Source organism: Geitlerinema calcuttense NRMC-F 0142 (genome assembly GCF_030285425.1).
Map to the genome: position 1 here is coordinate 1 of NZ_JASVEJ010000006.1, position 23072 is coordinate 23072.

At 58.6% G+C, this 23072-nt stretch carries 21 protein-coding genes and 1 pseudogene; 9 read left to right on the top strand and 13 right to left on the bottom strand.

The features are described 5' to 3' along the window. Both QQ055_RS01725 and QQ055_RS01730 read right to left on the bottom strand, forming a co-directional pair. Positions 1–495 (bottom strand): annotated as a pseudogene (locus QQ055_RS01725) (AAA family ATPase); the annotation flags it as partial. Between the two features lie 131 nt (positions 496–626). Then, on the bottom strand, positions 627–1286 hold the full coding sequence (locus QQ055_RS01730) for a hypothetical protein (RefSeq protein ID WP_286004115.1): 660 nt from the start codon (positions 1284–1286) through the stop codon (positions 627–629). Between the two features lie 249 nt (positions 1287–1535). Here QQ055_RS01730 and QQ055_RS01735 point away from each other — a divergent pair, with 249 nt between their 5' ends. Beyond that, on the top strand, positions 1536–2864 hold the full coding sequence (locus QQ055_RS01735; protein ID WP_286004116.1) for a TolB family protein: 1329 nt from the start codon (positions 1536–1538) through the stop codon (positions 2862–2864). Between the two features lie 86 nt (positions 2865–2950). On the opposite strand, the gene QQ055_RS01740 is transcribed toward QQ055_RS01735, so the two are convergent. Then, a complete protein-coding gene (locus QQ055_RS01740; protein ID WP_286004117.1) occupies positions 2951–3694 on the bottom strand; it encodes a hypothetical protein in 744 nt (247 codons plus the stop codon). Positions 3695–3883: 189 nt separating this feature from the next. Between QQ055_RS01740 and QQ055_RS01745 the strand changes: the two genes are divergently transcribed. Then, positions 3884–4810: a GNAT family N-acetyltransferase gene (locus tag QQ055_RS01745; protein WP_286004118.1), complete on the top strand. Its 927-nt coding sequence runs from the start codon at positions 3884–3886 to the stop codon at positions 4808–4810. Here QQ055_RS01745 and QQ055_RS01750 read toward each other — a convergent pair. The 4 genes from QQ055_RS01750 to QQ055_RS01765 form a co-directional block, all read right to left on the bottom strand. Further along, positions 4807–5187, bottom strand: a complete 381-nt coding sequence (locus tag QQ055_RS01750; RefSeq protein WP_286004119.1) for a hypothetical protein — start codon at positions 5185–5187, stop codon at positions 4807–4809. The two genes, QQ055_RS01745 and QQ055_RS01750, sit on opposite strands and share 4 nt — an antisense overlap. Then, on the bottom strand, positions 5180–5476 hold the full coding sequence (locus QQ055_RS01755) for a MoaD/ThiS family protein (RefSeq protein ID WP_349775307.1): 297 nt from the start codon (positions 5474–5476) through the stop codon (positions 5180–5182). The genes QQ055_RS01750 and QQ055_RS01755 overlap by 8 nt, the downstream gene beginning before the upstream one ends. Next, positions 5476–6591, bottom strand: coding sequence for a WD40/YVTN/BNR-like repeat-containing protein (locus QQ055_RS01760; protein WP_285965057.1), 1116 nt, complete (start codon positions 6589–6591; stop codon positions 5476–5478). The genes QQ055_RS01755 and QQ055_RS01760 overlap by 1 nt, the downstream gene beginning before the upstream one ends. 106 nt (positions 6592–6697) lie before the next feature. After that, positions 6698–7615, bottom strand: coding sequence for an aldo/keto reductase (locus QQ055_RS01765; RefSeq protein WP_285965058.1), 918 nt, complete (start codon positions 7613–7615; stop codon positions 6698–6700). Positions 7616–7828: 213 nt separating this feature from the next. Between QQ055_RS01765 and QQ055_RS01770 the strand changes: the two genes are divergently transcribed. The 7 genes from QQ055_RS01770 to QQ055_RS01800 all read left to right on the top strand — a co-directional run bounded on the left by QQ055_RS01770 (position 7829) and on the right by QQ055_RS01800 (position 16361). Beyond that, positions 7829–8848, top strand: coding sequence for a LacI family DNA-binding transcriptional regulator (locus tag QQ055_RS01770; protein ID WP_286004120.1), 1020 nt, complete (start codon positions 7829–7831; stop codon positions 8846–8848). Beyond that, positions 8845–10341 carry a sulfatase family protein gene (locus QQ055_RS01775; RefSeq protein WP_285965060.1) on the top strand — a complete coding sequence of 499 codons (1497 nt, stop codon included), beginning with the start codon at positions 8845–8847 and terminating at the stop codon, positions 10339–10341. The genes QQ055_RS01770 and QQ055_RS01775 overlap by 4 nt, the downstream gene beginning before the upstream one ends. A 2-nt stretch (positions 10342–10343) precedes the next feature. Further along, the gene (locus tag QQ055_RS01780) at positions 10344–11882 is read left to right on the top strand and encodes an alkaline phosphatase family protein (protein WP_285965061.1); all 1539 of its coding nucleotides are present in this window, start codon (positions 10344–10346) and stop codon (positions 11880–11882) included. Continuing rightward, complete coding sequence (locus tag QQ055_RS01785) at positions 11879–13213, top strand: ABC transporter substrate-binding protein (RefSeq protein ID WP_285965062.1); 1335 nt, start codon at positions 11879–11881, stop codon at positions 13211–13213. The genes QQ055_RS01780 and QQ055_RS01785 overlap by 4 nt, the downstream gene beginning before the upstream one ends. Positions 13214–13277: 64 nt before the next feature. Beyond that, on the top strand, positions 13278–14162 hold the full coding sequence (locus QQ055_RS01790; protein ID WP_285965063.1) for a carbohydrate ABC transporter permease: 885 nt from the start codon (positions 13278–13280) through the stop codon (positions 14160–14162). Positions 14163–14183: 21 nt separating this feature from the next. Further along, the gene (locus QQ055_RS01795; RefSeq protein WP_285965064.1) at positions 14184–15026 is read left to right on the top strand and encodes a carbohydrate ABC transporter permease; all 843 of its coding nucleotides are present in this window, start codon (positions 14184–14186) and stop codon (positions 15024–15026) included. Between the two features lie 6 nt (positions 15027–15032). After that, entirely contained in the window at positions 15033–16361 is a 1329-nt protein-coding gene (locus QQ055_RS01800; RefSeq protein WP_285965065.1) for an anaerobic sulfatase maturase, read from the top strand. Between the two features lie 6 nt (positions 16362–16367). On the opposite strand, the gene QQ055_RS01805 is transcribed toward QQ055_RS01800, so the two are convergent. The 6 genes from QQ055_RS01805 to QQ055_RS01830 form a co-directional block, all read right to left on the bottom strand. Further along, positions 16368–16691, bottom strand: coding sequence for an L-rhamnose mutarotase (locus QQ055_RS01805; protein WP_285965066.1), 324 nt, complete (start codon positions 16689–16691; stop codon positions 16368–16370). An 11-nt stretch (positions 16692–16702) separates the two neighbouring features. Continuing rightward, on the bottom strand, positions 16703–18157 hold the full coding sequence (locus tag QQ055_RS01810) for an L-fucose/L-arabinose isomerase family protein (protein WP_286004121.1): 1455 nt from the start codon (positions 18155–18157) through the stop codon (positions 16703–16705). A 22-nt stretch (positions 18158–18179) separates the two neighbouring features. Continuing rightward, positions 18180–19220, bottom strand: a complete 1041-nt coding sequence (locus QQ055_RS01815; protein WP_285965068.1) for an ABC transporter permease — start codon at positions 19218–19220, stop codon at positions 18180–18182. Next, the gene (locus tag QQ055_RS01820; protein ID WP_285965069.1) at positions 19217–20740 is read right to left on the bottom strand and encodes a sugar ABC transporter ATP-binding protein; all 1524 of its coding nucleotides are present in this window, start codon (positions 20738–20740) and stop codon (positions 19217–19219) included. Before QQ055_RS01820 ends, QQ055_RS01815 begins: the two co-directional genes overlap by 4 nt. Then, positions 20737–21741 (bottom strand): ABC transporter permease, encoded by a 1005-nt coding sequence (locus QQ055_RS01825; protein WP_285965070.1) that lies wholly within the window; start codon positions 21739–21741, stop codon positions 20737–20739. Before QQ055_RS01825 ends, QQ055_RS01820 begins: the two co-directional genes overlap by 4 nt. 125 nt (positions 21742–21866) lie before the next feature. Continuing rightward, positions 21867–22898 carry a sugar ABC transporter substrate-binding protein gene (locus QQ055_RS01830; RefSeq protein WP_285965071.1) on the bottom strand — a complete coding sequence of 344 codons (1032 nt, stop codon included), beginning with the start codon at positions 22896–22898 and terminating at the stop codon, positions 21867–21869. Between the last annotated feature and the right edge of the window lie 174 nt (positions 22899–23072).

Below are 23072 nucleotides of genomic sequence, written 5' to 3' on the forward strand. Positions count from 1 at the left end.
CCAGGTTTTGCCCGTGCCGGGCGGGCCTTCCAGCAGCAGGCCGTTGAGCGGCTCGCCGCCGGCTTCCTCAAAGACGCGCACGCCGCGCAGCAGCGTCACGATCTGTTTTGCCTGTTCGAGCAGTTCCGGCTGCCCGCGATAATCCTTGAAGCTGACGCCTTCCTGACCGGGCCAGATGGTGTACATGCGCGTGCGGCTGAGGAACCAGAACATGGCGATCAACTGGAAACCGAGCAGGCTGCCCATCAGGCACATGCGACCGATGATGAAGGGGATGTAGGCCAGCGGCGTCTGTACGGCGGCGGCAAGCTGCGCATTGAGCAGGACGGCTATCGTGAAAGCGATGATCAGCAGCAGCAGCCAGCGGCGGGCGAAGAAACGACGGATACGATAGGGAAGTTTCCTTCGCTTATCGACCAGTGTTTCTTCTTCCTGCCAGCTAAAACGTCTGGGTTCAGGATCGGGCGATAAGTTGGTGGGCTTCGCAATTGACATACAGCTATCCGTAAGGAACTCGATGATCTGTATACGTCTGGAAAGCGGCTTTCCGATTTTCCGCTTCCCCCATCAGCACAACGGGCGGCTGGCTGTGGGGGAAAACGGACGAACAACCTGTGCTGGCGGCTTCAGAGCGAACCCGCCGCCGACAGCATGAACAGCGGATGATTGGGCGAGCCTTCATACAACTGAACACTGCTGGCGCTCTCGTAGATCAGCGTGCCGTTAGCGATCATGTCAAAGAAGGTGTTCAGCGAACGTTCTCCCTGGAGATACGCCTGCGCTGCCGAGCGCTCGATCTGCGCGTTGGCGATGACGATGCCGATGAAGCTTCTGCCGCTGTCGAGCGTGGTCACTGACTGCGGAGCGAGCAGAGTGACGCGCAGAATATCCGCGTTGACGCTCTCGCGCATCGTCCCGACCCACGTCAGTTCAAAGGCGCGGCGCAGCGCGTCGAGCTGGGCGATCTGCCCCTGCGTGGAATTGTCGGTCTGCGGCGGGTTGAATAACATGCTGACCGTGAAAACGCGGTTTTCAAAATCCTCGCGAATCTCGATGATGTCTACAGCGCCGCTGGCGGCTTCGATCCGGTCTGCCGCTGCGGATAAGCCAGGGTCTGTGCCGCCGGATTTATCTGCCATGACGAGATCGCCAGCCTGTACGGCGGTTTCTGCAATCGATTGAGGATTATCCTGACCTGTCAGCACGCGAAGTCCGGGCAGGCTTTGGCAGCCCGCGACGACGAGCAGCGCAACGACGAGGAATGGAAACGAAGCGAACCTGCGCATACGATAAAGTCCTTCAATCTCACCTGATTAGGACGGTCAGGTCAATAGTTGATAGCTTAACACGATTTAATGTGAATCGATCGGAAAGCCTTCGTAACTTTCAGAAAGCCTTAACCTCCTAAAAATTGAGGTGTGCAGGCTGTCTATCCCTTGAAAATGGGGGGATCCAGAGCCTTGAATCGCGTTATGCTACTGATACTTGTAATAACCGGCATGCTGATGCAGGTTCAATATTGAAAGGGCTGCCGAATGCGCACACGACTGACAACCCTATATGCGTTCAGCGCGCTGTTCGTTCTGCTGATCCTTGCCGCTGTGCCGGTTTACGCTCAGGGGAATTCGCTCGTGGCGTTCGTCAACACGGGCAGTCAGTTGATCGTGGGCAGCGCGGACGGATCCTATCGCTGGATCATGACCAATCCCGGTGAACAACTGGCGGAGCCGGTCGGCTTTGCCTGGTCGCCGGATGCATCGCGTCTGTTCTTTGCCGTCAATGCTGGTGGGGAAGCCAGCCTGCGCGTCGGCACGATCGCCACGCAGAGCCTGATCGAGATCGGGCGTGTGCCTGCCAGCAATCTGAGCGGCGGCGTGTGGCGGCGGGATGGCGGCGGCGTGTTCGTCGGCTATGCGGATACGATCGCGCTCTTTGATGCCAATGGCGGCGGTGCGACTCCTGTGATCACCGGTCAGGGGGCCGTCCGACTGATCTCGCCGTATGGCGACGATCGCCCCAACCTTCAGCGCCCCAGCAGCCTGTCTGCCGACGGGCAGTATCTGCTTTTCCAGCAGGCTGATGGACGCTACGCGATCTACGGGCTGACGACCGGTTCCCTGTTTGCGCTGCCGGGCACGAATGACGCTGCCGCCCGCTCAAGCGGGTTATGGTCGAGCGCGGCTCCGCTGGTGGCGACATGGGGGTATCAGGGCAGCGCGATCCTCAATGTGACCTATGCGCCGACCGGGGCGACAGTGACGCTTGACAGCGGGCGGAGCGCGCCGATCACGCCGCTGGCGTGGATTCCCGGCTCCACCGCGCTGATCTACCGCGATGCAACCGGTTTTGCGCGGGTCACTGATCTGTCGTGCCTGGCATCTTCATGTGCCGGGAACCCACTTCAGACCGGCGTTGAACTTGCGCCAGCGACGGCGACGGATATCCAGACCGAGAGCGGCTTTGCCTTCTATCGCGATGGCGACGGGATTTATGCGGTTTCGCTGAGCTGCCTGAACGCAGGCAACTGCCTGAGCAGCGCCAGCCTGCTTGGCATCAATGCAGCTCCCGGCACTGTCCTGCATATCTCCGGCGGCACGCTGGCCTATACCAGCTACACCGCTGACCCGAATAATCCGGCCGATCGCGCGGTCAACGTGATCGATCTGGCGTGCCTGAGCAGCGGCGGCTGTCAGCCGATCCCGGTGGTATCTGGGGCGGTGGCGGGGCTGGTCTCGCCGGACGGGATGGCGGTTGTGATCGAAGGGGCAGCCGGGCTGAATGCCTTTAACCTGGTGACGTTTAACCCGGCATGGCTGAGCGATTATTCGGGCGGTCAGCTTCTGCTGGATGCGCAGTGGCGGTAAGCTTTTCGGCACAGGTGCAAGAATCAGAACGGACGCGACCCTGAAAAGAGCCGCGCCCGTTTGTTTGCCAGTGACAGGCAAAAAACTTATTCTGGCAGATTGCCCGCCGGTGGCAGCGGGCGTCCGCCCCAGACGACATCGAAATTGGCGCCCAGCGCTTCTGCTGGAACCCAGACATACTGCGCCTGACAGGCGACGAACAGCTTGTAGAATCCATCACGCGCTTCGATGATCCACCATGACGTGCCTACCGGCAGGACGACATCGGTCAGCGTGTCGTATGAAGCATCCCAGAAGACCTGCGTCGGGAAGATCACGCGCCCCTGACCGAGTGTGGTGGGTGACAGCGGATACGGGCATGCAGGTGAGGCAACGGTGGGGATGGCTTCACTCTGGCACGAATCATAGACCGAGTTGGGAACACCGTAGGGCTCGATAGCATTGTAGGTGTAACCAAAGCCAGTGCCGTCGGTATCGACATAGATACCGATATCTTCATCATCATAATACCGATCCACGGTATAGATCACCTGCTGAGGTTGCCCGATATCCCCGCTAACCATAAAGGAAGCGAGCAGATTGCCATCGTCAAAGATGTTCACATAGACTATGTTCGACACTATTGTACCGGCTGCAAATTTGGCGAAAGACTTGCCGTCCAGCCGCACTATCAGCGGCGCTGGCATGCTGAAATCGATCACGATAGTGCAGCCGACGGTTTGTGCGTTCAGCCCGATACTGCTGGCTCCCCCGAAAACGGGCATCACGGCGGCGACGAGCATGAGCAGGACAACGACGGAAACCATAAATTTTCGGTAAAGCGAATTCATAGGATCTCCTGTGGATTAAAACGGGTAAAAATTGGTGAGGACTACGATGGGCTTCGCGTGTCTGTCACGGAAATCAACTATACAGCATTTCCAAATACGCGCGACTCATAAAGTACTGCCCTTGCTGAAAGCACCTGACGGGATCCCGCCCGGCGCTGTTCTCTTATTGAGGAGAGGAAAAACACACTGATGAAGATTCGACCGGAAACTACTGCTGATTATGCGGCGCTCGCCCGCCTCAATATCCTCGCGTTTCATGAGCGCATCGACGAATCGCATCTGGTCAGCCTGGTGCGGCAGCGGCGCGCCTACGATCCTGATCTCTGCCTCGTTGCAGAACTGGATGGGCAGATCGCCGGTCACATCATGTTCAACCCGATGCGCATCCGTCTGATGGGGCAGACGCTCGATGCGGTCAACCTCGCACCCGTGGCGGTGCTGCCGGGCTATCAGCGGCAGGGGATCGGCAGGGCGCTGATCGAGGCGGGGCACAAGGTGGTACGAGACAAAGGTTACGGACTGAGCCTGCTGCTGGGGCACACGGACTACTATCCGAAATTCGGCTATGTCATGGGGCTGTTCGGGACGGCTTCAGTTGAAGTTGACTCCGAGGCGGAAGGCGCTCCAGCAGACAGCCTGACTGTCCGCACGGTGACCGAGGCTGACCTGCCCGCGCTGATGGCGCTCTGGCTGCATGAGGAAGGCGGCGTCGATTTCTCGGCGGAGCCGGAACCGACGCTGATCGACTGGCTCAGCCCGAACCCGGCTGTCCAGCCGCGCATTTATGAGCGGGATGGGCAGATCGTCGGCTACACCCGGATCGACACGCGCCGGCCGCATGCTCCGCTCATGTTCCTGTCCGGGGATGCGCTGTCCGCGCGCCAGATGATCGCGTGGTGTGCCGCTCAGGCGGGGCAGCGGATGCTCACCCTGCCGCTGCACCCGGCTTCGGCTTCGGCGGCATTTTTCAACGGCGCGAAGGTCGATCCGTGGGATGCAGCGATGGCGATCCCGCTGACGGAGGATACGCCGCTGCATGACTTCATCGCGCAGGTGAAATCAGGTCAGCGGCTGCCCGGCAGGCTGATCTGGCCGAGCGTGTTTGATGTGAGCTAGGGGATCACTGTGCCGGAACGTTCAAAGACTGTAATTCGCCAGCCGCGATCCTGATCAGTGGTTTGGATCTGCCAGCCCTCCACATGAAGTTTTTCTGTCTGTGCCTGAAAGATGCTGGCGGCTTCACTGCGCAGCCGTTCCTGAGCGGATCGATCGCTGCTGAAACTGCCGGGCGGACGCCACGAGAACAGCGCTTTGGAGGTTTTTTTCCACGCGCTGTAACTGCTGTAGGTTCTGGATAATCCGTCGTTGCCCCGGCTGATCTGGCTGCGCAGCGTGGATGCCAGATCACCGGGTAAGAGCAAAACGACTGCGCCGCATTCATCGCGGACGCAGTCGATCAGCATGATGAGTGAAACCAGATGTTTCTCAGCCACCGGCCATCGCTCCGATGATGCGGAACGGTTCTTTGCCCTTCACCACATCGTCCGGCACGCTGGCATCCGGCGGCTCATGAGAGAGATCCTCTCCGCAGGCGAAGAAGCGGACGAACGCCCGGCGTTCATGCGTCGAAATATCGCGGATCGTGCCGCGCAGCATCGGGTAAGCCGCCTCCAGCGCGTCCAGGATGGCGCGCTGTGTGACCGGCTCCGGCACATCAAGATCGACCGCGCCTGTCACCTGTGCCAGCGTCCGCAGATGCGTCGGCAGGGTCACACGGATGATCATGACAGCACCTGCACCTCAACCGACAGCACGGGCGGCAGATCGTGGACGATCGGCATCCAGTGATCGCCGGAATCGGCGGAGACGTAGATTTGCCCGCCCGTCGTCCCAAAGTAGATACCGCACGATTCCAGCTTATCGACGGCGAAGGCGTTGCGCAGGATGTTCACGTAGCAGTTTTCCTGAGGCAAGCCGTTGGTGAGCGCTTCCCACTCATTGCCACCGGAACGGCTGCGGTAAACGCGCAGTTTGCCATCGGGCGGGAAGTGATAGGAATCGCTGGTGATCGGCACGACGTAGATCGTTTCTGGTTCATGCGCATGCACGCCGATCGGAAAACCGAAATCGCTGGGCAGGTTTCCGCTCACTTCATGCCAGAGATCGCCGCCGTTATCGGAACGCATCACGTCCCAGTGCTTCTGCATGAACAGGGTGTTCGGCCGCGAGGGATGCAGCGCGATACTGTGGACACAGTGCCCGACTTCTGCTTCGGCGTCGGGCAGTTCGCCTTCTGACAGCAGTCCCCGGTTGATCGGCTTCCAGGTCGTGCCGCCGTCATCACTGCGGAAAGCCCCCGCCGCCGAGATGGCGACGTAAATGCGGTTCGGGTCATCCGGGCTGAGGATGATCGTGTGCAGGCACATGCCGCCTGCCCCCGGCTGCCACAGGTTCGATTTCACATTGCGCAGACCGGAAAGCTCACGCCAGCTTTTGCCGCCATCGCTGGAATGGAACAGGGCGGCATCCTCCACACCTGCGTAGATCGAGTCCGGATCGGTTGGCGACGGCTCCAGATGCCAGACGCGGGTAAATTCCCAGGGATGCTGTGTGCCGTCATACCACTGATGTGTGCCCGGCACGCCGTCGTACCTGAATTCATTACTGACAGCTTCCCACGTGGCTCCGCCGTCGTCTGAGCGCTGGATCACCTGCCCGAACCAACCGCCTGACTGTGAGACGTACAGCCGGTTCGGGTCAGAGGGCGTACCGGTGATGTGATAGATCTCCCAGCCGGGGAAGTGGGGGCCTTCAACCTTCCATTCCCTGCGCCGTTCATCTGAGCGCAGGATGAATGCGCCCTTGCGTGTGCCAACCAGAACACGGACTTCACTCATGATCGTATCCCTTGTGATATGTGCCAGGCTGTTTACAGAATAGAACAATTGTTCAGTTCTGTCAAGCGCTTTGCCTGCTGCTGCTGCATGAGTAACAGCGCATCTCTCACGGCAGAATGTTGCCCGCTGCCAGATAAATGTCGTACCACTCCTGCCGCGAGAGGGTGATCTGCGATGCCTTGCAGATATCCTTCAGGCGCTGGGCATTAGTCGTGCCGACGATCGGCTGCATGCGGGCAGGATGACGCAGCAGCCAGGCAATCGCGATGGCGGTGTTTGGGACGCCCTTCGAGGCAACCAGATCGTTGATCACCCGGTTCAGCTCCGGGAATTTGTCATTATCGAGGAACACCCCTTCAAAGAAGCCGTACTGGAATGGAGACCACGGCTGGATCGTGATATCGTGCAGGCGGCAGTAATCGAGGATGCTGCCGTCGCGGTCGATCGAGGCGTCGATCTTCATGTTGACTGTCAGCCCGGCATCGATCATGCCGGTGTTGGTGATGCTCAGTTGAAGCTGGTTGAAGACGAGCGGCTGGCGGACGTAGCGTTTGAGCAGCTCGATCTGCATCGGATTCTGATTGCTGACGCCGAAGTAGCGCACCTTGCCGCTGCCCTCAAGGATATCGAACGCTTCTGCAACTTCTTCCGGCTCGACGAGCGCGTCCGGTCGGTGGAGCAGCAGCACGTCCAGATAATCCGTGCGCAGGCGTTTCAGGCTGCCATCCACGGCTGCCAGGATGTGCTCTTTCGAAAAATCGAACGAGCGCGGGCGAATACCGCATTTGCTCTGAAGGATCATCTTCTCTCGCAGGCTGGGTGACATCTGAATGGCTTCGGCAAATTTCGCTTCTGACTGTCCGCCGCCGTAAATATCTGCATGGTCGAAAAATGTTACGCCTTCATCCAGCGAGGTGTGGACGAGGTTGGCGATCCCCTCCAGCGGCAGCTCATGGATGCGCATGCAGCCGAGGGCGATCTCGGAGACTTCCAGATCGGTATGGGCGACAGGGATGGTTTTCATCGTCACAGGCACTCCTTGCTGACAGGGTTGGTCATGAAAAGTGGAGTATAGCGTATGGGGGTGGTTCAGAAACATGCAGGCCCAGCGGGCATCTGGACGGTGATTTGAGCGGTAGAAACAACTTTTTGACAACGCCTAATAATTACGCTATATTCCTTGCGCAACGTTGTCGCAAAATATGAAATACGGAAATACGATAGATTTATGCCTACTTTGGAAGACGTTGCTGAAAAAGCACAGGTTTCTGTTTCTACTGCATCCCGCATCCTCACCCGTGATCGGAATGGTCGTTTCAGCGATGAAACGCGCCAGCGTGTTTTAAATGCCGCGCGCGAGATCGGTTACAGACCCAACCTGGCAGCGCGTTCCCTGATCTCCGGACAGTCCAACATCATCGGCTTCGTGTCGCCGCGCGTCGTCGATACGCCCTTTACCGCGCTGCGTGTGCTGCAAATCCTGACTCATATCGAAATTGCGTGCAGTGAACGGGGCTATCATCTGCTGCTCAGTTCGCCACGCTATGTCAACGGTGCGCTCGACGAGCATTACATGCAGCTCCTCAGCAGCGGCTATCTGGACGGATTGATCATCCACGACGAAAACGTCAATTTCTCACTGCTTGAGCCGGCGCTGGAATTTGGCATTCCTGCGGTCGTGATCGGCAATCGCGAACATCCCTATTTCGTCAACGGAGACGATTATCTCGGCGGGGCGCTTCAGGCGGAGCATCTGCTTCAGCTTGGGCATCGTCATATCGGCGTGATCGGCTTGCCCGACAATTCGCATTATGCTGCGCGCCTGCGTCTGCGCGGCGTCATGGATGTGGCGAGTCGCATGGGGGTTTCAACGGAGACGTTCTATCGACGGGATGGGGATTTCACTTCAGAAAGCGGTCTGGCTGCGGCGCATTATCTGCTCACCCATCATCCGGAAATCACGGCGCTGCTGGTGAATAACGATCGGATGGCGATCGGCGCGCTTCAGGCTGCAAGGCAGATGGGGCTGCGCGTTCCGCAGGATATTTCGATCATCGGCTTTGATAATCTGCCGCAGTCAGCGGACACCACGCCGCCGCTGACCACTATCGACCAGTCTGTAGAACTGTGGGGTGAAGCGGCGGTGGCGATGCTCCTGCGCGTTCGCCAGGGTGAGCAGCCTGTTTCCCGTATGATGGATACCCGTCTGGTGATCCGCGAGACGACTTCTGCGCCGCGAACAGGAGGACTTCGTTGAGCAGGCACGTGCTGACCTCGCGCCCCAATATTCTCTGTTTTGTCACCGATCAGCAGCGGGCTGATCATCTGGGATGCTACGGCAATCCTGATGTGCAGACGCCGCATATTGATGCCCTCGCCGCTGAAGGAGTACGTTTCACACACGCCTACGTTGCCAACCCGCTGTGCATGCCCAACCGTGCCAGTCTGTTCACCGGCATGTATCCCAAAGCGCACGGGGTACGTGAGAACGGCATCGGGCTGTCGCCTGAACTGCCTGCGCTGCCGGAAGTTCTGCGACAGCAGGGCTATCACACGGCGTCGTTTGGCAAGCTGCATCTCGTGCCCTACAGCATCAAACGACATACGCCGCCTGCGCCATTCGAAATCTACGAGACGCCGGAATACTGGCAGGAGCATACAGACATCCCCGTGCCCTACTACGGATTTGAGCAGGTCTACCTGACCTGTGGGCACGGTCCTTACATTTTCGGTCATTACAAACACGAAGTGGGTGAAGAAGTTCATGCCCTGCTGAATATCGATCGGGCAGCAGTGACCCCCTCAGGGGTGCGCGAGTCGTGGAAGGCGGCGATCCCTCAGAGCAGGCATTACAACACGCTCATCGCCGACCACACGATCGAATATCTGCGCACGCGGGATGCAGAACAGCCGTTTTTCATCTGGTGTTCGTTTCCCGATCCGCATCATCCTTATATGCCACCTGCTCCCTACAGCGAGCAGTATGATCCAGCCTCGATCACGTTTGCGCCTGCGCGCCGCGCTGGTGAGCTTGATGATCTGCCCGCCTATTTCCGTGCCAGCCATGAGGGACAGATCACCACCGGCGGGCTGGAAGGCGGCGCGCAGATCAGCGATGCCGATTATCGCGAAATCTTCGCCCATACCTACGGCATGATCTCGATGATCGACGATCAGATTGGGCGTGTGCTGGCGGAGATCGATCGCCTCGGTCTGCGTGAGAATACCATCGTGATCTTCATGAGCGATCACGGCGATCTGATGGGCGATCACTGGCTGATCAACAAGGGTCCCTATCCCTTTGATGGTCTGCTGCGTGTGCCGCTGATCTGGCGTGTTCCGTCAGGCAAAGGCGGGCAGGTGAACGAGAGTTTTGTCTCTGCAGTTGATTTTGTCCCCACCGTGCTGGACGCTGCGGGCATTTCCCCGTATGCCGGCATTCAGGGGCGATCGTACCTTCAGCCGGCACTTGGCGAGCCGGTCAGGCATCGCGACCATGTGTATATCGAGTATGACTGCAGCTATCTGCCGGATCGGCTGCGCCATATCCGCAGTGAAGCCTTTGCCCTGACATTTTATGAAAGGGCTGAAGCTGGGCTGTTGTTCGATCTGCGCAGCGACCCGCGCGAGCTTCACAACCGTTGGGACGATCCGGCGCTCACGGAAGTACGTGAGGAGCTGCTGCGTCAGCTCTTGCGGGACAGCGTTGAGGCAGATAGCTGGCTGCCGCTCAAAAAGGGGCATGCCTGATCATGGCTGAGATCAGAAATGTCCTGTTCATCATGGTCGATCAGATGCGCGCTGACTGCCTGAGCATCGACGGGCATCCGGTGGTGCAGACTCCCAATCTCGATCGGCTGGCAAAACGCGGCGTTCGCTTTTCCCGCGCCTATGTCCAGACCGCAGTATGCGGGCCGAGCCGCGCCTGTTTCTACACTGGTCGGTATACGCATGCGCACGGAACCTACTGGAACGAAATACCGCTGGCGATCGATGAGCAGACGCTTGGGCAAGTTGTGCGTAATGCCGGCGTCCGTGCCGCTCTGTGTGGCAAGACGCATATGACCGCCGATGAGGCGACTTTGGAGCGCCTGCAGGTGGTGGAGCCCGTCCGGGAACGGCTGCGCCATGCAGGTTTTGAGCCGTGGGAAGTCAACGATTTCTGGGGCGAGGGCTGGATGCAGCATCTTCACAGCCGGGGCTATGACCTGCCGTTTGAAAATCCGATGCTGGCAGCTTTCCAGGTCACCGCTCCGGATGGCGCACGGCGCAACGGCTGGCGTTTTGAGAACTGCCGCCTGCCGACGGTTTACGATCAGGCAGACAGCGATACCGCTTTTATGACCGATCGCGCCATGGCGTTTATTGATGACGCGGGAGATGCGCCGTGGCTGCTGCATCTGTCCTATCTCAAGCCACATTGGCCGAATGTCGCTCCAGTTCCTTATAACACGCTTTACGACCCGGCTGATGTCCCCGCGCCGAATCGGGCAGAACACGAACGCACCAACCCACATCCCATCCTTCAGCCTTTCCGTGAGGAACGCCGCGGTCTCGCGCTTGACGACGAGCAGACCTGGCGGAACATGCGCGCCACCTACTACGGCCTGATCACCGAGATCGATACCCACATCGGGCGGCTGATGGCTCATCTTGAGGCGCGGGGCCGCCTGGATGATACGCTGATCATTTTTGTCTCGGATCACGGTGAATACATGGGTGATCACTGGTTATTCGAGAAGGAACTGTTCTACGAGGAAGCCATCCGGGTTCCGCTGATCATCGTCGATCCGGATCCGCGTGCCGACGGCACGCGCGGCAGTGTGCAGGATGTGTGGGTGGAGAGCATCGATCTCATGCCCACCTGCCTTGAAGCGCTGAATATTTCCATCCCGCCCGCTGTTCAGGGGCGCAGCCTGCTCGGCATCGTGCGAGGGGCGCAGCCGGACTCGTGGCGTGATGCTGTGTTTGGAGACTGGGATTTCCGCTTTTACCGGACATCCGCCATCCTCCGGCTGCCGGTCAATCGCTGCCGCGCCTGGATGATTCGGGACGAAGCCTACAAGTATGTTCATTTCAATGGCCTGCCGGACATGCTGTTCGATCTTCGTCAAGACCCTTCGGAACTCTGTAACCTGGCTGAGGATCCGTCTCGAAAGGAGGTGATTGCTGCATATCGGGAGCGCCTGCTGGCATGGCGTCAAGCCACAGAAGATGATCGGCTTGGCAAGTGGCTTGAAGCCCAAATGGGGCGCGCCGGGGTGTACTGGGTTCCTGACGACATTTTTTGAACGAGAAGTTTGTCCATGAGTGGGGAGATTACCCAATGATTTCGAAAAGACGTATTGCTGTACTGCTCGCTTTGTTCATCGTCGTCCTGAGCATCGTTCCCGCAGTGCCTGCTCAGGAAAATCGCACCCTGCGCGTGATGGGCTGGATCGGTCTGTTTGAACAGTATCTTCCGGCGTGGGAATACATGGTCAGCGAGTTTGAGGCGCGCAATCCCGGCGTGACGATCGACTATGTGGCGACGCCGTTTGAAGATACGCTCAACCAGGCGACTACTGCTATTCTCGGCGGCAATGCGCCGGATGTGATTCAGATTGTTTCCGGCTGGTCACCCGTTCTGCATGGTCTGGGCGCGCTGGCTCCGCTCGATGACCTGCTTGATCCCGCCGTGATCGAGCCGATCCCGGCTGCCATGCTGGAATCGGCCACCTTCGATGATGCCCTGCGCGGGATTCCCTGGGTTCCAGGCCCGATTGTGCTGGTTTACAACCGAACACTGCTGACTGAAGCCGGAGTCGATCCGGATGCTCCGATCGAGACCTGGGCGGATCTTCAGGCGGCGATCGACGCGGTATGCGCGCTGCCTGCGCGTGCTGATGGATCGCCGGTGTATGGGCTGGCGATGCGCACTGCGCGCAATCCCAATTCCGGTCACTGGCTTCTGCCGGTCATCTGGGGTTTTGGCGGCGAGCTGATCAATGAGGATGGCGAAGTTGTTCTCAACAGCCCGGAGTCGGCTGCTGCGCTCCAGTGGATACAGGAAGAAGTGGCGTCTGGCTGCATTCCGAACGGCTTCAACATCAACGAGACGCGCAATACGTTCGCCCAGGGGCGCGCAGCTTTCATCTTCGAAGGTCCGTGGGCACGTGGTAATGTCCTCACATTGTCTGACGGCGCTGTGACGGTTGCCGAAGATGGCGATGTCTGGGTGAGCCTGATGCCAGCCGGCCCTGACGGGAACATCCGCCAGATCGCCAACAATCATATGCTGGTGGTGACCGAGCAATCGCAGAACAAGGATCTCGCCGCCGAGTTCATCGAATTCGTGACGAACGATCCGCAGGCTGTGACGCAGTATTTTGAAGTCAGCGCCCAGCTTTCGACGGCAAACATGGAGGTTTTGAGGAGCGGCGCGTTTGCCGAAGACGAGTACACCCAGATCTTCGTTGAAGCGCTGAATTACTCAAATGGCGTACCCGTGAAAAACGCCCAGTGGGACGCGATCGCGGATGCGCTGTCTCTGGCGCTGCAGGAAGTGATGAATGGAAGCGATCCGGCTGCCTCGCTGGAGAATGCCTCGCGGGTGATCAGCGACCTGCTCCTGTACGACTAGTCCAGTTCAAACGGCCGGGGATGCCGTCTGGGGTCCCCGGCTATTTCCCGATGAGAGCAAACTGATGATCGTCAACAAACGCCAGCGCTATGGGTTCGTCGCTCTGCTGCTGCTTCCCAGCCTGCTCATCCTGTGCGCATTGATCCTGTATCCGCTGATCAATGGGATCTCGCTGAGCTTTACCAACACCTCACCCCTGCGCCGAAATGTTCGGGATGTCGGGCTTGAGAACTATACCCGCCTGCTGAACGATCCCCTTTTCTGGGAAGTGCTGGGCAACAGCCTTTACCTCGTTGGCGTTTCGATCGCGCTGGCGCTGGTGATCGGGTTTGTGATCGCGCTGATCCTCAATACGAAGCTGCGCGGCAGATGGTTCTTCCGTACAGCGATTTTTCAGGTGTGGATCGTGCCCTGGATCGCAGTCACGATCCTGTGGGGATGGATGTTCAGCACCGATTACGGCATTGTCAATCAACTCATGCGCAGTGTCGGGCTGATCGACAGCTCGCTCCAGTGGCTGGCACAGCCGCACCTGGCACAGTCGATGGTCATCCAGGCGTTCACCTGGCGAACGATACCGTTTACGATGGTGGTCTCTCTGGCTGCCTTGCAGAACGTGCCTGAGGAGCTGATCGAAGCCGCATCCATTGATGGCGCTGGGTATTTCCGCCGGCTGTTCTTCGTCATCCTGCCGCTGCTGCGCAACATTCTGCTGGTGACGGCACTGCTTCAGGCGGTGCGCCTGTTTCAGGAGGTCACACTGCCCTGGATCCTGACGCAGGGTGGGCCGATCAACGCCACGACGACGCTCAGCCTGTATACCTATCGCACGGCTTTTCAGCGCTGGGAGTTTGGCTTGTCTTCAGCGACCGGCGTGCTGTGGCTGATTTTTCTGACCATCTTCGCCATTTTCTATCTGCGTGTGCTGGTTCGCCCACAGCAGGATTAGCCAGCAGGGAGACGCCGATACATGGAAAGCCATTTTGCTCGTCGTATGCGTCAGGAAGTCCCGCTTTATCTGCTCATCCTTGTGATTCTGCTGGTCATGCTGTTCCCGATTGCATGGATGCTCTCCACGTCGATGAAGACGCCGGCTGAGGTTTTCGCCATTCCGGCGACATGGATCCCCAATCAGATCTCATGGGACAATTACCTGACGGCGTTCAACGCGACGCTGCTGCGTTTCTTCGCCAACAGCCTGATCGTTGCGCTGGGGACGATGGTACTGTCCACCCTTGCCGGAAGCATGGCGGCCTACGCGCTGTCTCGGTTTCCGTTTCGGGGCAGCAATGCGCTGCTGCTGTTTTTCCTGGCAACGATGGCGTTTCCGCTGCCACTGCTGATGATCTCGATGTACACACTCTTCAGCCAGCTTCGCCTGCTTAACTCGTACTGGGCGCTGATTCTCGGTCACACAGTGATCACGCTTCCCATCGTAGTCTGGCTGCTGAAAAGCTTCTTTGATTCGCTGCCGCGCGAAATTGAGGAAGCGGCCTATATCGATGGCGCCAGCCCGTTCCACACCTTTGTACGCATTGTGCTGCCGATCTCGCGGCCGGGGCTGGCGGCAGCGGCAATTTTCGGCTTCGTCACATCGTGGAACGAGTTCATCATGGGGCTTTCGTTCACATCGTCAACCGATATGCGCCCGCTGCCCGCGGGCATCAGCCTGGTTTTCCTGCAGGAATTTCAGTATCGTTGGGCAGAAATGATGGCTGTAGCTACATTGGCAACCCTTCCCATCCTGATCATTTTCCTGCTGTTTCAGCGCAATTTCATTCAGGGGCTGACTGCGGGAGCCGTCAAAGGGTAATTTCTGATGACCGATTCACAGGTCAGCGTCCAGCGCATCCCTTTTCATCTGATGACCAAGCCGCGCGGCGCGATCTGCAATCTCGATTGTCAGTACTGCTACTTCCTGAGCAAGGAACGCCTGTATCCCGGCAGTGACTTCCGTATGTCGGAAACCGTCCTTGAAGAATATACGCGGCAGTATATCGAGTCGCAGCCGGTCGATGAAATCACGTTCGCCTGGCAGGGCGGCGAGCCGACTCTGATGGGGCTGGATTTTTATCGTCAGGCGGTCAGCTACCAGCAGAAGCATCGCAAACCGGGCATGCGTATCCTCAATACGCTGCAAACGAATGCCGTTACGCTTGATGATGACTGGTGCGCGTTCTTTCGGGAGCACGACTTTCTGATCGGCGTCAGCCTGGACGGGCCTCAGCCGCTGCACGATGCCTATCGCGTGGATAAAGGGGGCGCGCCCACGTTTGAGCGTGTGATGAAAGGCATCCGGCTGCTGCAAAAACACGGGGTGGAATTTAACATTCTGACGACCATCCACGCCGCCAATGGCGATCACCCCCTGACCATTTATCGCTTCCTGCGGGATGATGTGAAGGCGTCGTTCATCCAGTTCATCCCGATCGTGGAACGCGCCAACGAGACCGGTTTTCAGGAAGGCAGCGCGGTCACGCCCCGCAGCGTGGGCGCGGAGCAGTATGGGCGTTTCCTGACAGCAGTCTTCGATGAATGGGTGCGCCGCGATGTCGGGCGCGTCTTTGTGCAGATCTTTGATGTGGCGCTCGCTGCGTGGTTTGGCGACCGTCCCGGATTATGCATCTTTGAGGAAACATGCGGGTCGGCGCTGGCGCTTGAACACAATGGCGACGTGTACTCGTGCGATCACTTCGTCGAGCCGAAGCACTTCGTCGGCAATCTGATCAATATCCCCCTGTCGGAAATCGTCGTTTCCGATCAGCAGCGGACCTTCGGGCTTGCCAAGCGCGAAACGCTGCCTGCGTACTGTCGTGCCTGCCCTGTGAAATTTGTTTGCAACGGCGGCTGTCCGAAGGATCGCTTTATCAGCACGCCAGATGGCGAACCCGGCCTGAACTACCTGTGTGCCGGGTACAGAATGTTTTTCACACACATTGATGAGCCGATGCGCTTCATGGCTGAGCAGCTTCGCCAGCGTCGCGCGCCCGCCGGCGTCATGTTCTGGCAGCGGGCCAAGGATGAAGCGCTGGCTGCGCGCTTCGCCGCGGCTGGGCGCAATGATCCCTGCCCCTGCGGCAGCGGGCTGAAGTTCAAGAAATGTCATGGCAGGCGCGGTTCAGAGACAGAAGCCGGCCCAGCCCCATGATTCTTGTCAGTCGGTATGAAAAACTTCTTCCAGCTCGATCAGCACCTGGTCCGGCTGCGCGCCGGGCGGGATCTCGAAGTACGGTGACATCATCTGCTGCCAGCGCGCGTTGACCTCCGTTTCAGCCATACGGGCGGTGGCAGCTTCCAGCGACTCTGGCGTCTCAAAATAGCCGAACAGAGTTCCATCCGGATGCATGAACAGCGAATAGTTGTGCCAGCCCGCCTCTCTCAGCGCCGCGAGCATTTCCGGCCAGACACTGCGATGATGCTCCTTGTATTCCTCGATCAGTTCCTGGCGCACCTTCAGCAGAAAGCCCACACGTTTCATCGTTTTCTTCCTTATCCGATCACCGCAAGTTCAAGGTTGAGCAGGCGCGCCAGTTTGCGAATCCTGCCAAGCTGATGCCCGATCCCCAGTGCGCAGTGATGCGTCGGGGCTTCTTCGCACCATGCATTCATAAAGGCTGCCGGATCAAGGCTGAATTTCAGCCGTGAATTGGTATTGCCGATCTTCATGGTGTCGCCGGGGATCGATTCCCCCTCGGCGGCAAGCATCTTCAGCCGTCCGTCGGCGGTCTGCGTCATCGCCAGGATCGTGATCGGTCCCGTCCTGACCTTGAACTCGACCGAAATCCCATAGCCACGCTTCCCGTGATACAGCCCCAGCCCGCGCAGCACCGGCTTCTCGTCGCTGATGGCGATATGCCCTGGACCGTCGTGCCCCATCAGGATGAAATCCTCGTTGAAGTCCATCGCGTAAAATTCGGTGTAGGAACCGCCTGCCCGGAAGCGATCCATCATCATCATGGCGACGCAGGTCTTGAGGTCGCCCTCGCCGGATGCAGGAATGCCGCGCGCCGTCAGCAGTGAGTTGCCGACGATCAGCGATGCGCCCAGTTCCTCGTTGGGGTTGCCGTCCAGTCCCCGATAGTAGTACGTCAGCCCGTGCAGGTCGAAATCCTGAGTCAGCCTGTCCAGCCCGGCGGCGACGCGCGCCGTCCACTGCATCGCTTCCTCGGTGACAGGCATCGAGATGCGGTCGCGCCCCGGTTCGGCAATATCGAACACGCGGCCGATCTCGTCGATCTTGGCGCTGATCTCAGCATCGGTGACCGCGCTGACACGCTTGTGCAGGTCGTCCATTTCGAGCACTTCGATATGTGTGCCGAGCTGGGCGTGATGCATGGTGAAATCGGAATACATATCCAGCATTCCGGGATAGGTATGGCCGAGAAAACCGATGCGGCTGTAGCTGACCGAGCGCATCACGGATGCAGCCTGAATCCATTCCTCGATCTCGTTCCAGGCGCGCTCATAGTACTGCTGCGCGTGACCATCTGCCGGAGAGAGCAGCCCGGAAACGACATTGAACTGAATGCGGCTGCGGGCAAACGCATTCGAAATTTCCGGCACACAGCAGGCGCAGCAGTTGGCGAGCCATTCCGCTGTGTCGGTGTCCAGATAGTCCAGCGCGGGGATCGGCTGAAGGTTCAGAATCAGCACGGGGGCGCGGCGTCGCTGAACAGCCGGCAGAACCTGAGACGATGTGGAATAGGTTCCGACATAGCACACGATGAGATCGACATTTTCACGCGTGAAGAGATCGCCCGCCTCGCGAGCGCCAGGCGCATCATCGACCAGCCCGGCGGAGACGATCTCTGCGCCCATTTCGGCGATGCGCGCTTCAACCTGCTTTTGATAGCGTTCCAGGCGTTCCTTCAGTCCCTCGAACTGGGGCCAATATGCCGCCAGCCCAATGCCGAAGACGCCGATTTTTGCTTTTGTGTTCTGCATTCTGATCTCCTGCGAAATGGTGTTATCTGCCACGCCTGAACACGCGGATCAGCCCGAACTGGATCTTCCCCTGGCGCACCTGATCGATGCCGACTGCCAGCAGCAGCACAAGACCCTGCGCGATATTTTGCATTTCCGTCGAGACGCTTTGCAGTCGCATACCGTTGAGCAGGCTGCTGAGCACCAGCACGCCGAGCAGCGTCCCGACCAGGTTCCCCTGCCCACCTGCCAGGCTCGTCCCGCCCAGCACCACGGCTGTGATGACCGTCAGTTCGATGTTGGGCGCAGCGTTAGGATCAGCAGCATACAGGCGCGATGTCAGGAAAACGGCAGCGACGGCAGCGCTCAGCCCTGACAAAATGTAAGCGGTCATGCGATAGCGCCGAACGGGCAGCCCTGCCAGGTAAGCTGCTTCCTCGTTATCGCCAATCATGTACATGGCGCGCCCATAGGTGGTGTAACGCAGCACGACAATGCCGATCACGAACAACCCGACGGCAACAAGGATCGGGATCGGAATGCCTGCAATCGTGCCTTCCGATAGCTGAGTGAATGCCTCATAGATTTGCGTCTGTTCACCCGTTCGATCAAAGACAGGGATCGTCAGCCCATTGGCGATCACAAACGCCAGTCCACGCGCGATCGACAGCATGCCGAGCGTGGCAATCAGCGGATTGATCCCGATGTATGTCACCAGAAAGCCGTTGATGAAGCCGACCAGCGCGCCGACACCGAGCGCCGTCAGCACACCGGTCCACAAGCCGGGGATCTGCTGCATCGAGCCGATGATGACGCCGCACAGCGCGGCGGTGGACGCTACCGACAGATCTAATCCACGGCTGATCATCAGCATGGTGGTGAACACAGCGATAATGCTCACTGTGGTGGTATCAAGCAGAAGGTTGGTGATATTTCTCGGCGTCAGGAACAGCGAGGTTCCGCGAGACATGACCAGTATGATGAGTGCCAGCATGATCACCAGCGCGATCAGTTCCTGCACTCCTGATGAGCGCAGACGGCTGCGGCTCAGACCCGCTGCTTTCGGCTCAGCGCGTATGCTCATACCGTTTCTCCTGCGGCGGCGGCTAAAAGCGCGGTCTGCGAGGCATTCTCTCGCGTGAATTCTCCAGAGATGCGCCCCCGATAGATCGTCAGAATACGATGACTCACCATCAGCACTTCCTGAATGTCAGATGAAACCATTAGCACCGCCAGTCCCTGTGCAGCCAGCGCGTCCAACTGATCATAAATATCGGATCGCGCGCCGACATCGACCCCCCATGTCGGCTCGTTGAGGATCAGCACACGGACGCGGGCTTCCAGCCAGCGCGCCAGCACGGTCTTCTGCTGATTGCCCCCGCTGAGATAGCGAATCGGCACTTCCATCCCGCCAGCCATGCGAATGCCGAGACTGTCGATCCAGTGCTGGGTATGCTGCCTTTCGGTCCGCTGACGGAAGAAACCGAGGATCGAGAGTGCCTTCCAGTTGGAAAGCGTTGTGTTCCTTCGCACGCTCTGCCCCATGACCAGACCGCGCACCTTGCGATCGATGGGCACAAAGCCGATGCCTGCGCGCTGAGCGTCTCGCGGGCTGTGGATGCTGACCGTCTGCCCGTCCACGCGGATGCTGCCTTCGTTATAGGGTTCTGCACCGAAGATACTCTGCGTCAGGCTGAACTGACCGGAACCGATCAGGCCAAAGATTCCCAGAATTTCGCCCGCATGTACCTGAAGGGAAATATCCTCAAAAGCTCCGTAACGGGTCAGCCCGCTGACCTCAAGCACGATATTGCGTCCGGCATCCATTTCGGCGTGCGGCGCATGCCGTTTTTTGATCTCATGCCCGACCATCATCTCGACAACGGATGCCATCGTGAGGGATTCGATCGGTTCTGTTCCGACGAGATTCCCGTCTCGCAGCACGGTGACGCGCTGCGCGATCTGGAAGATTTCATCCAGCCGGTGTGAGATGTAGATGATCGCGACCCCTTTCTGCCGCAGATCACGAATGATACGGAACAGATGCTCAACTTCGGTTGGGGTGAGCGCCGCCGTCGGCTCATCCATCACGATGATGCGTGCCTCTGCGGAAAGCGCCTTGACGATCTCCACGATCTGGCGCTCGACGATGCTGAGATCGCGCATTTTGCTGTCCGGATGAATGTCCAGTTCCAGCAGCGCCAGTCGTTCGGCGGCGATCCGCCGCGCCTGCGCCCAGTCGATAATGAACTTTCCGAAGCGACCTCGGCGGCGGGGCAGGCTGCCGAGAAGCAGATTTTCTGTCACCGAAAGATCGGGCGCGTAGTGGAGTTCCTGGTAGATCATGCGGATGCCGTGTGCCTCTGCATCTCGCGGGGCGCGGAAATCAACCGGCTTTCCCTCCATCAGGATGACTCCGCTGTCCATCTGATAATCGCCGTTGAGAATCTTGATCAGCGTCGATTTGCCTGCGCCATTTTCACCAAGCAGCGCGTGGACCTCGCCGGCATGGAGCGTAAACGAGACGCCGTTGAGCACGCGAACGCCGAAGAAGCTTTTGCTGATATTCTGCATCTGGAGCAGGGGCGCGGCTGCGTTAATCATGCCTTGCGCCGCCTTTGCTGTAGCTGTGCGATTCGGATCCGCACCTGATCAAAACTCACGGCCAGGATCAGCACCACGCCGCGCGCCACCTCCTGATAAAAGGACGAGACGGACATCAGTACCAGACCATTGTCCAGAACACGGAGGATGATCACGCCGATCAACGTGCCGATCAGCGTGCCTTTGCCGCCTGCCAGGCTGGTTCCGCCAAGTACGACAGCGGTGATGACGGTAAATTCAAGCCCTGTCGCCGCGCGCGGCGCGCTGGAAGCAAGCTGAGACACACTGATGATGCCGCTGAACGCCGCCAGCAGTCCGGAAATGATGAAGACGATCAGCAGGTGGGGCGTGACAGAAATTCCCGCCAGACGGCTGGCTTCTGCGCTGCCGCCGATGGCATACAGGTTGCGCCCAAAAGCGGTATAGCGCAGCACCAGTGCGAAAATGGCGTAGAGCAGCAGCATGATGATCAGCGAGAAGGGGATGCCTGCGATTGTGCCGCGTCCCAGAAAGTTGAACGCCTCGTTGGAGAGCAGATTGGTCTGCCCTTCGCTCAGGACGAAAGCCAGCCCGCGAACGATAGAGAACGTCGCCAGCGTGGTGATCAGCGGATTAATCCTGAAGTATGAGACGATGATCCCGTTGAACAACCCGACCAGCCCCCCGCTGAGGACGCCGATCACGGCGCTGACTCCAAGCGGGATACCGGAATTGAGCCAGAGCTGGCTGGTGACAACGCCAGCCAGGGCCGCCACTGAACCTACCGAGATATCAACGCCGCCGGAGATCAGCACCAGCGTCATGCCGATCGATGTGATGCCGACCACGGCAATCGTTCGGGTGAGCGTCTCCAGGTTCGCCTGAGTGAAGAAAAACGGCGTTTGTGAGCCGAAGAACAGGCACAGCACCAGCAAACTGATGAAGAGGCTGACAATCGTCAGGCTGTCACGGCTGCCTGTGATCGAGCGTACCCGCCCGGCGTTCAGAAAACCCAAGGACATGGAAGCTTATCTTCTGGTAACAAATTTCCCACAGGAAGAAAACAGTTCCGTGTTCGGGTGCAGAAGGCGAGATCGCTCTTCCACACCCGAACGAAGGTTATATCAGTCGCGAAACCGAAAGCGGTTTATTCAGCGCAGTAATCCGGCCAGCTCTCAGGATAGAAATCGCAGACGTTTTCCGCGCTGACGAACACGTGCTCGATGAAGATGGACGGGGGAACCGGTTCACATTCGAGCGTGGCGATCACCTCTGGCAGAAGCTGCGCGCCGTAATTCTCCGGGAAATAGGCAGTAGCACCCAGGTAACGGCTGTTTTCCTTGATCATTTCTTCCTGTCCGGAAGGATCGGCATTCTGCCCCACGACCATCAGGTTTTCGGCGCGTCCTGCGGCTTCAACCGCGGCAATCGTGCCCAGGGCTGTGCCATCGTTGATCGTCACGGCGACGATGCGGGCATCCGCCGGGATAGCGGGCAGGGTGTCACTCACGACACGGAAGGCTTCTTCCTGGGTATTCTGACTGTCCAGCCGGAAAATCATGTCAGCCGGAACCGGAGTCTCGACATTTTCCTGGAAAGCCTCTTCCATACCCTGCATACGCGCCGCTGGAATGGGGCCTGACTGCGGCAGTTCAAGGATCAGCATGGCATCCGCCTGCCCATCCCAGTTTTCGTTGACCCATTCGGCAAGGGCCTCACCTGCCAACTGACCAGCATAGTAGTTATCAGCGCCGAAGAATGTTGCGCCGGGCATCGGAATATCGATGGCGAAAACCGGGATGCCGGCAGCGCGGGCGCGCGCCATGATCACATTGCCGAAAGCCTCATCCGTCTGGAAGTGGATGATCGCATCCACGCCCTGGGTGATGAAGTTTTCAGTGTTGGCGAGGGCGGTTGCGCCGTCCAGCCGGTTATCTGCGAGGACGATTTCCACATTGCCGAGCGCTTCCGCAGTTTCCAGAATGCCTTCACGAACGAGCTGCGTGAAGACAATGTCCTCTGTCAGATTGGCGAAGCCAATGACGTAGCTGTCTTTGGCGGTGGGGCAGTCTCCATCCTGAGCAAAGGCAATCCCCAGGCTGAAAGGCAGAACTGAAGCGATCAGGGCGGCGAGAGTCAGCAGTGAAAGCAGGCGTACAAGGGCAGATCTTGAAGTCATGACGGGTCTCCTTACAAACAAATTCGTTAATGCTGACGAAAACGCAATTTTTCCCCTCTGATACTGTATTTCCCTCCTCTCGCTGACCGCTGTGAAACTGCTTACACGCAGAACAATTGTCGAAAGTTGGTGAAAATTGTTGAAACTTGTTGAAATATATCTGTTTCAACAAAA

What these genes read in the sequence shown, in the direction of transcription:
- QQ055_RS01730 (WP_286004115.1), bottom strand. Translation starts at nt 1,286, where the DNA reads ATGCGCAGGTTCGCTTCGTTTCCATTCCTCGTCGTTGCGCTGCTCGTC.
- QQ055_RS01735 (WP_286004116.1), top strand. Translation starts at nt 1,536, where the DNA reads ATGCGCACACGACTGACAACCCTATATGCGTTCAGCGCGCTGTTCGTT.
- QQ055_RS01740 (WP_286004117.1), bottom strand. Translation starts at nt 3,694, where the DNA reads ATGAATTCGCTTTACCGAAAATTTATGGTTTCCGTCGTTGTCCTGCTC.
- QQ055_RS01745 (WP_286004118.1), top strand. Translation starts at nt 3,884, where the DNA reads ATGAAGATTCGACCGGAAACTACTGCTGATTATGCGGCGCTCGCCCGC.
- QQ055_RS01760 (WP_285965057.1), bottom strand. Translation starts at nt 6,591, where the DNA reads ATGAGTGAAGTCCGTGTTCTGGTTGGCACACGCAAGGGCGCATTCATC.
- QQ055_RS01765 (WP_285965058.1), bottom strand. Translation starts at nt 7,615, where the DNA reads ATGAAAACCATCCCTGTCGCCCATACCGATCTGGAAGTCTCCGAGATC.
- QQ055_RS01780 (WP_285965061.1), top strand. Translation starts at nt 10,344, where the DNA reads ATGGCTGAGATCAGAAATGTCCTGTTCATCATGGTCGATCAGATGCGC.
- QQ055_RS01790 (WP_285965063.1), top strand. Translation starts at nt 13,278, where the DNA reads ATGATCGTCAACAAACGCCAGCGCTATGGGTTCGTCGCTCTGCTGCTG.
- QQ055_RS01795 (WP_285965064.1), top strand. Translation starts at nt 14,184, where the DNA reads ATGGAAAGCCATTTTGCTCGTCGTATGCGTCAGGAAGTCCCGCTTTAT.
- QQ055_RS01800 (WP_285965065.1), top strand. Translation starts at nt 15,033, where the DNA reads ATGACCGATTCACAGGTCAGCGTCCAGCGCATCCCTTTTCATCTGATG.
- QQ055_RS01805 (WP_285965066.1), bottom strand. Translation starts at nt 16,691, where the DNA reads ATGAAACGTGTGGGCTTTCTGCTGAAGGTGCGCCAGGAACTGATCGAG.
- QQ055_RS01810 (WP_286004121.1), bottom strand. Translation starts at nt 18,157, where the DNA reads ATGCAGAACACAAAAGCAAAAATCGGCGTCTTCGGCATTGGGCTGGCG.
- QQ055_RS01815 (WP_285965068.1), bottom strand. Translation starts at nt 19,220, where the DNA reads ATGAGCATACGCGCTGAGCCGAAAGCAGCGGGTCTGAGCCGCAGCCGT.
- QQ055_RS01820 (WP_285965069.1), bottom strand. Translation starts at nt 20,740, where the DNA reads ATGATTAACGCAGCCGCGCCCCTGCTCCAGATGCAGAATATCAGCAAA.
- QQ055_RS01825 (WP_285965070.1), bottom strand. Translation starts at nt 21,741, where the DNA reads ATGTCCTTGGGTTTTCTGAACGCCGGGCGGGTACGCTCGATCACAGGC.
- QQ055_RS01830 (WP_285965071.1), bottom strand. Translation starts at nt 22,898, where the DNA reads ATGACTTCAAGATCTGCCCTTGTACGCCTGCTTTCACTGCTGACTCTC.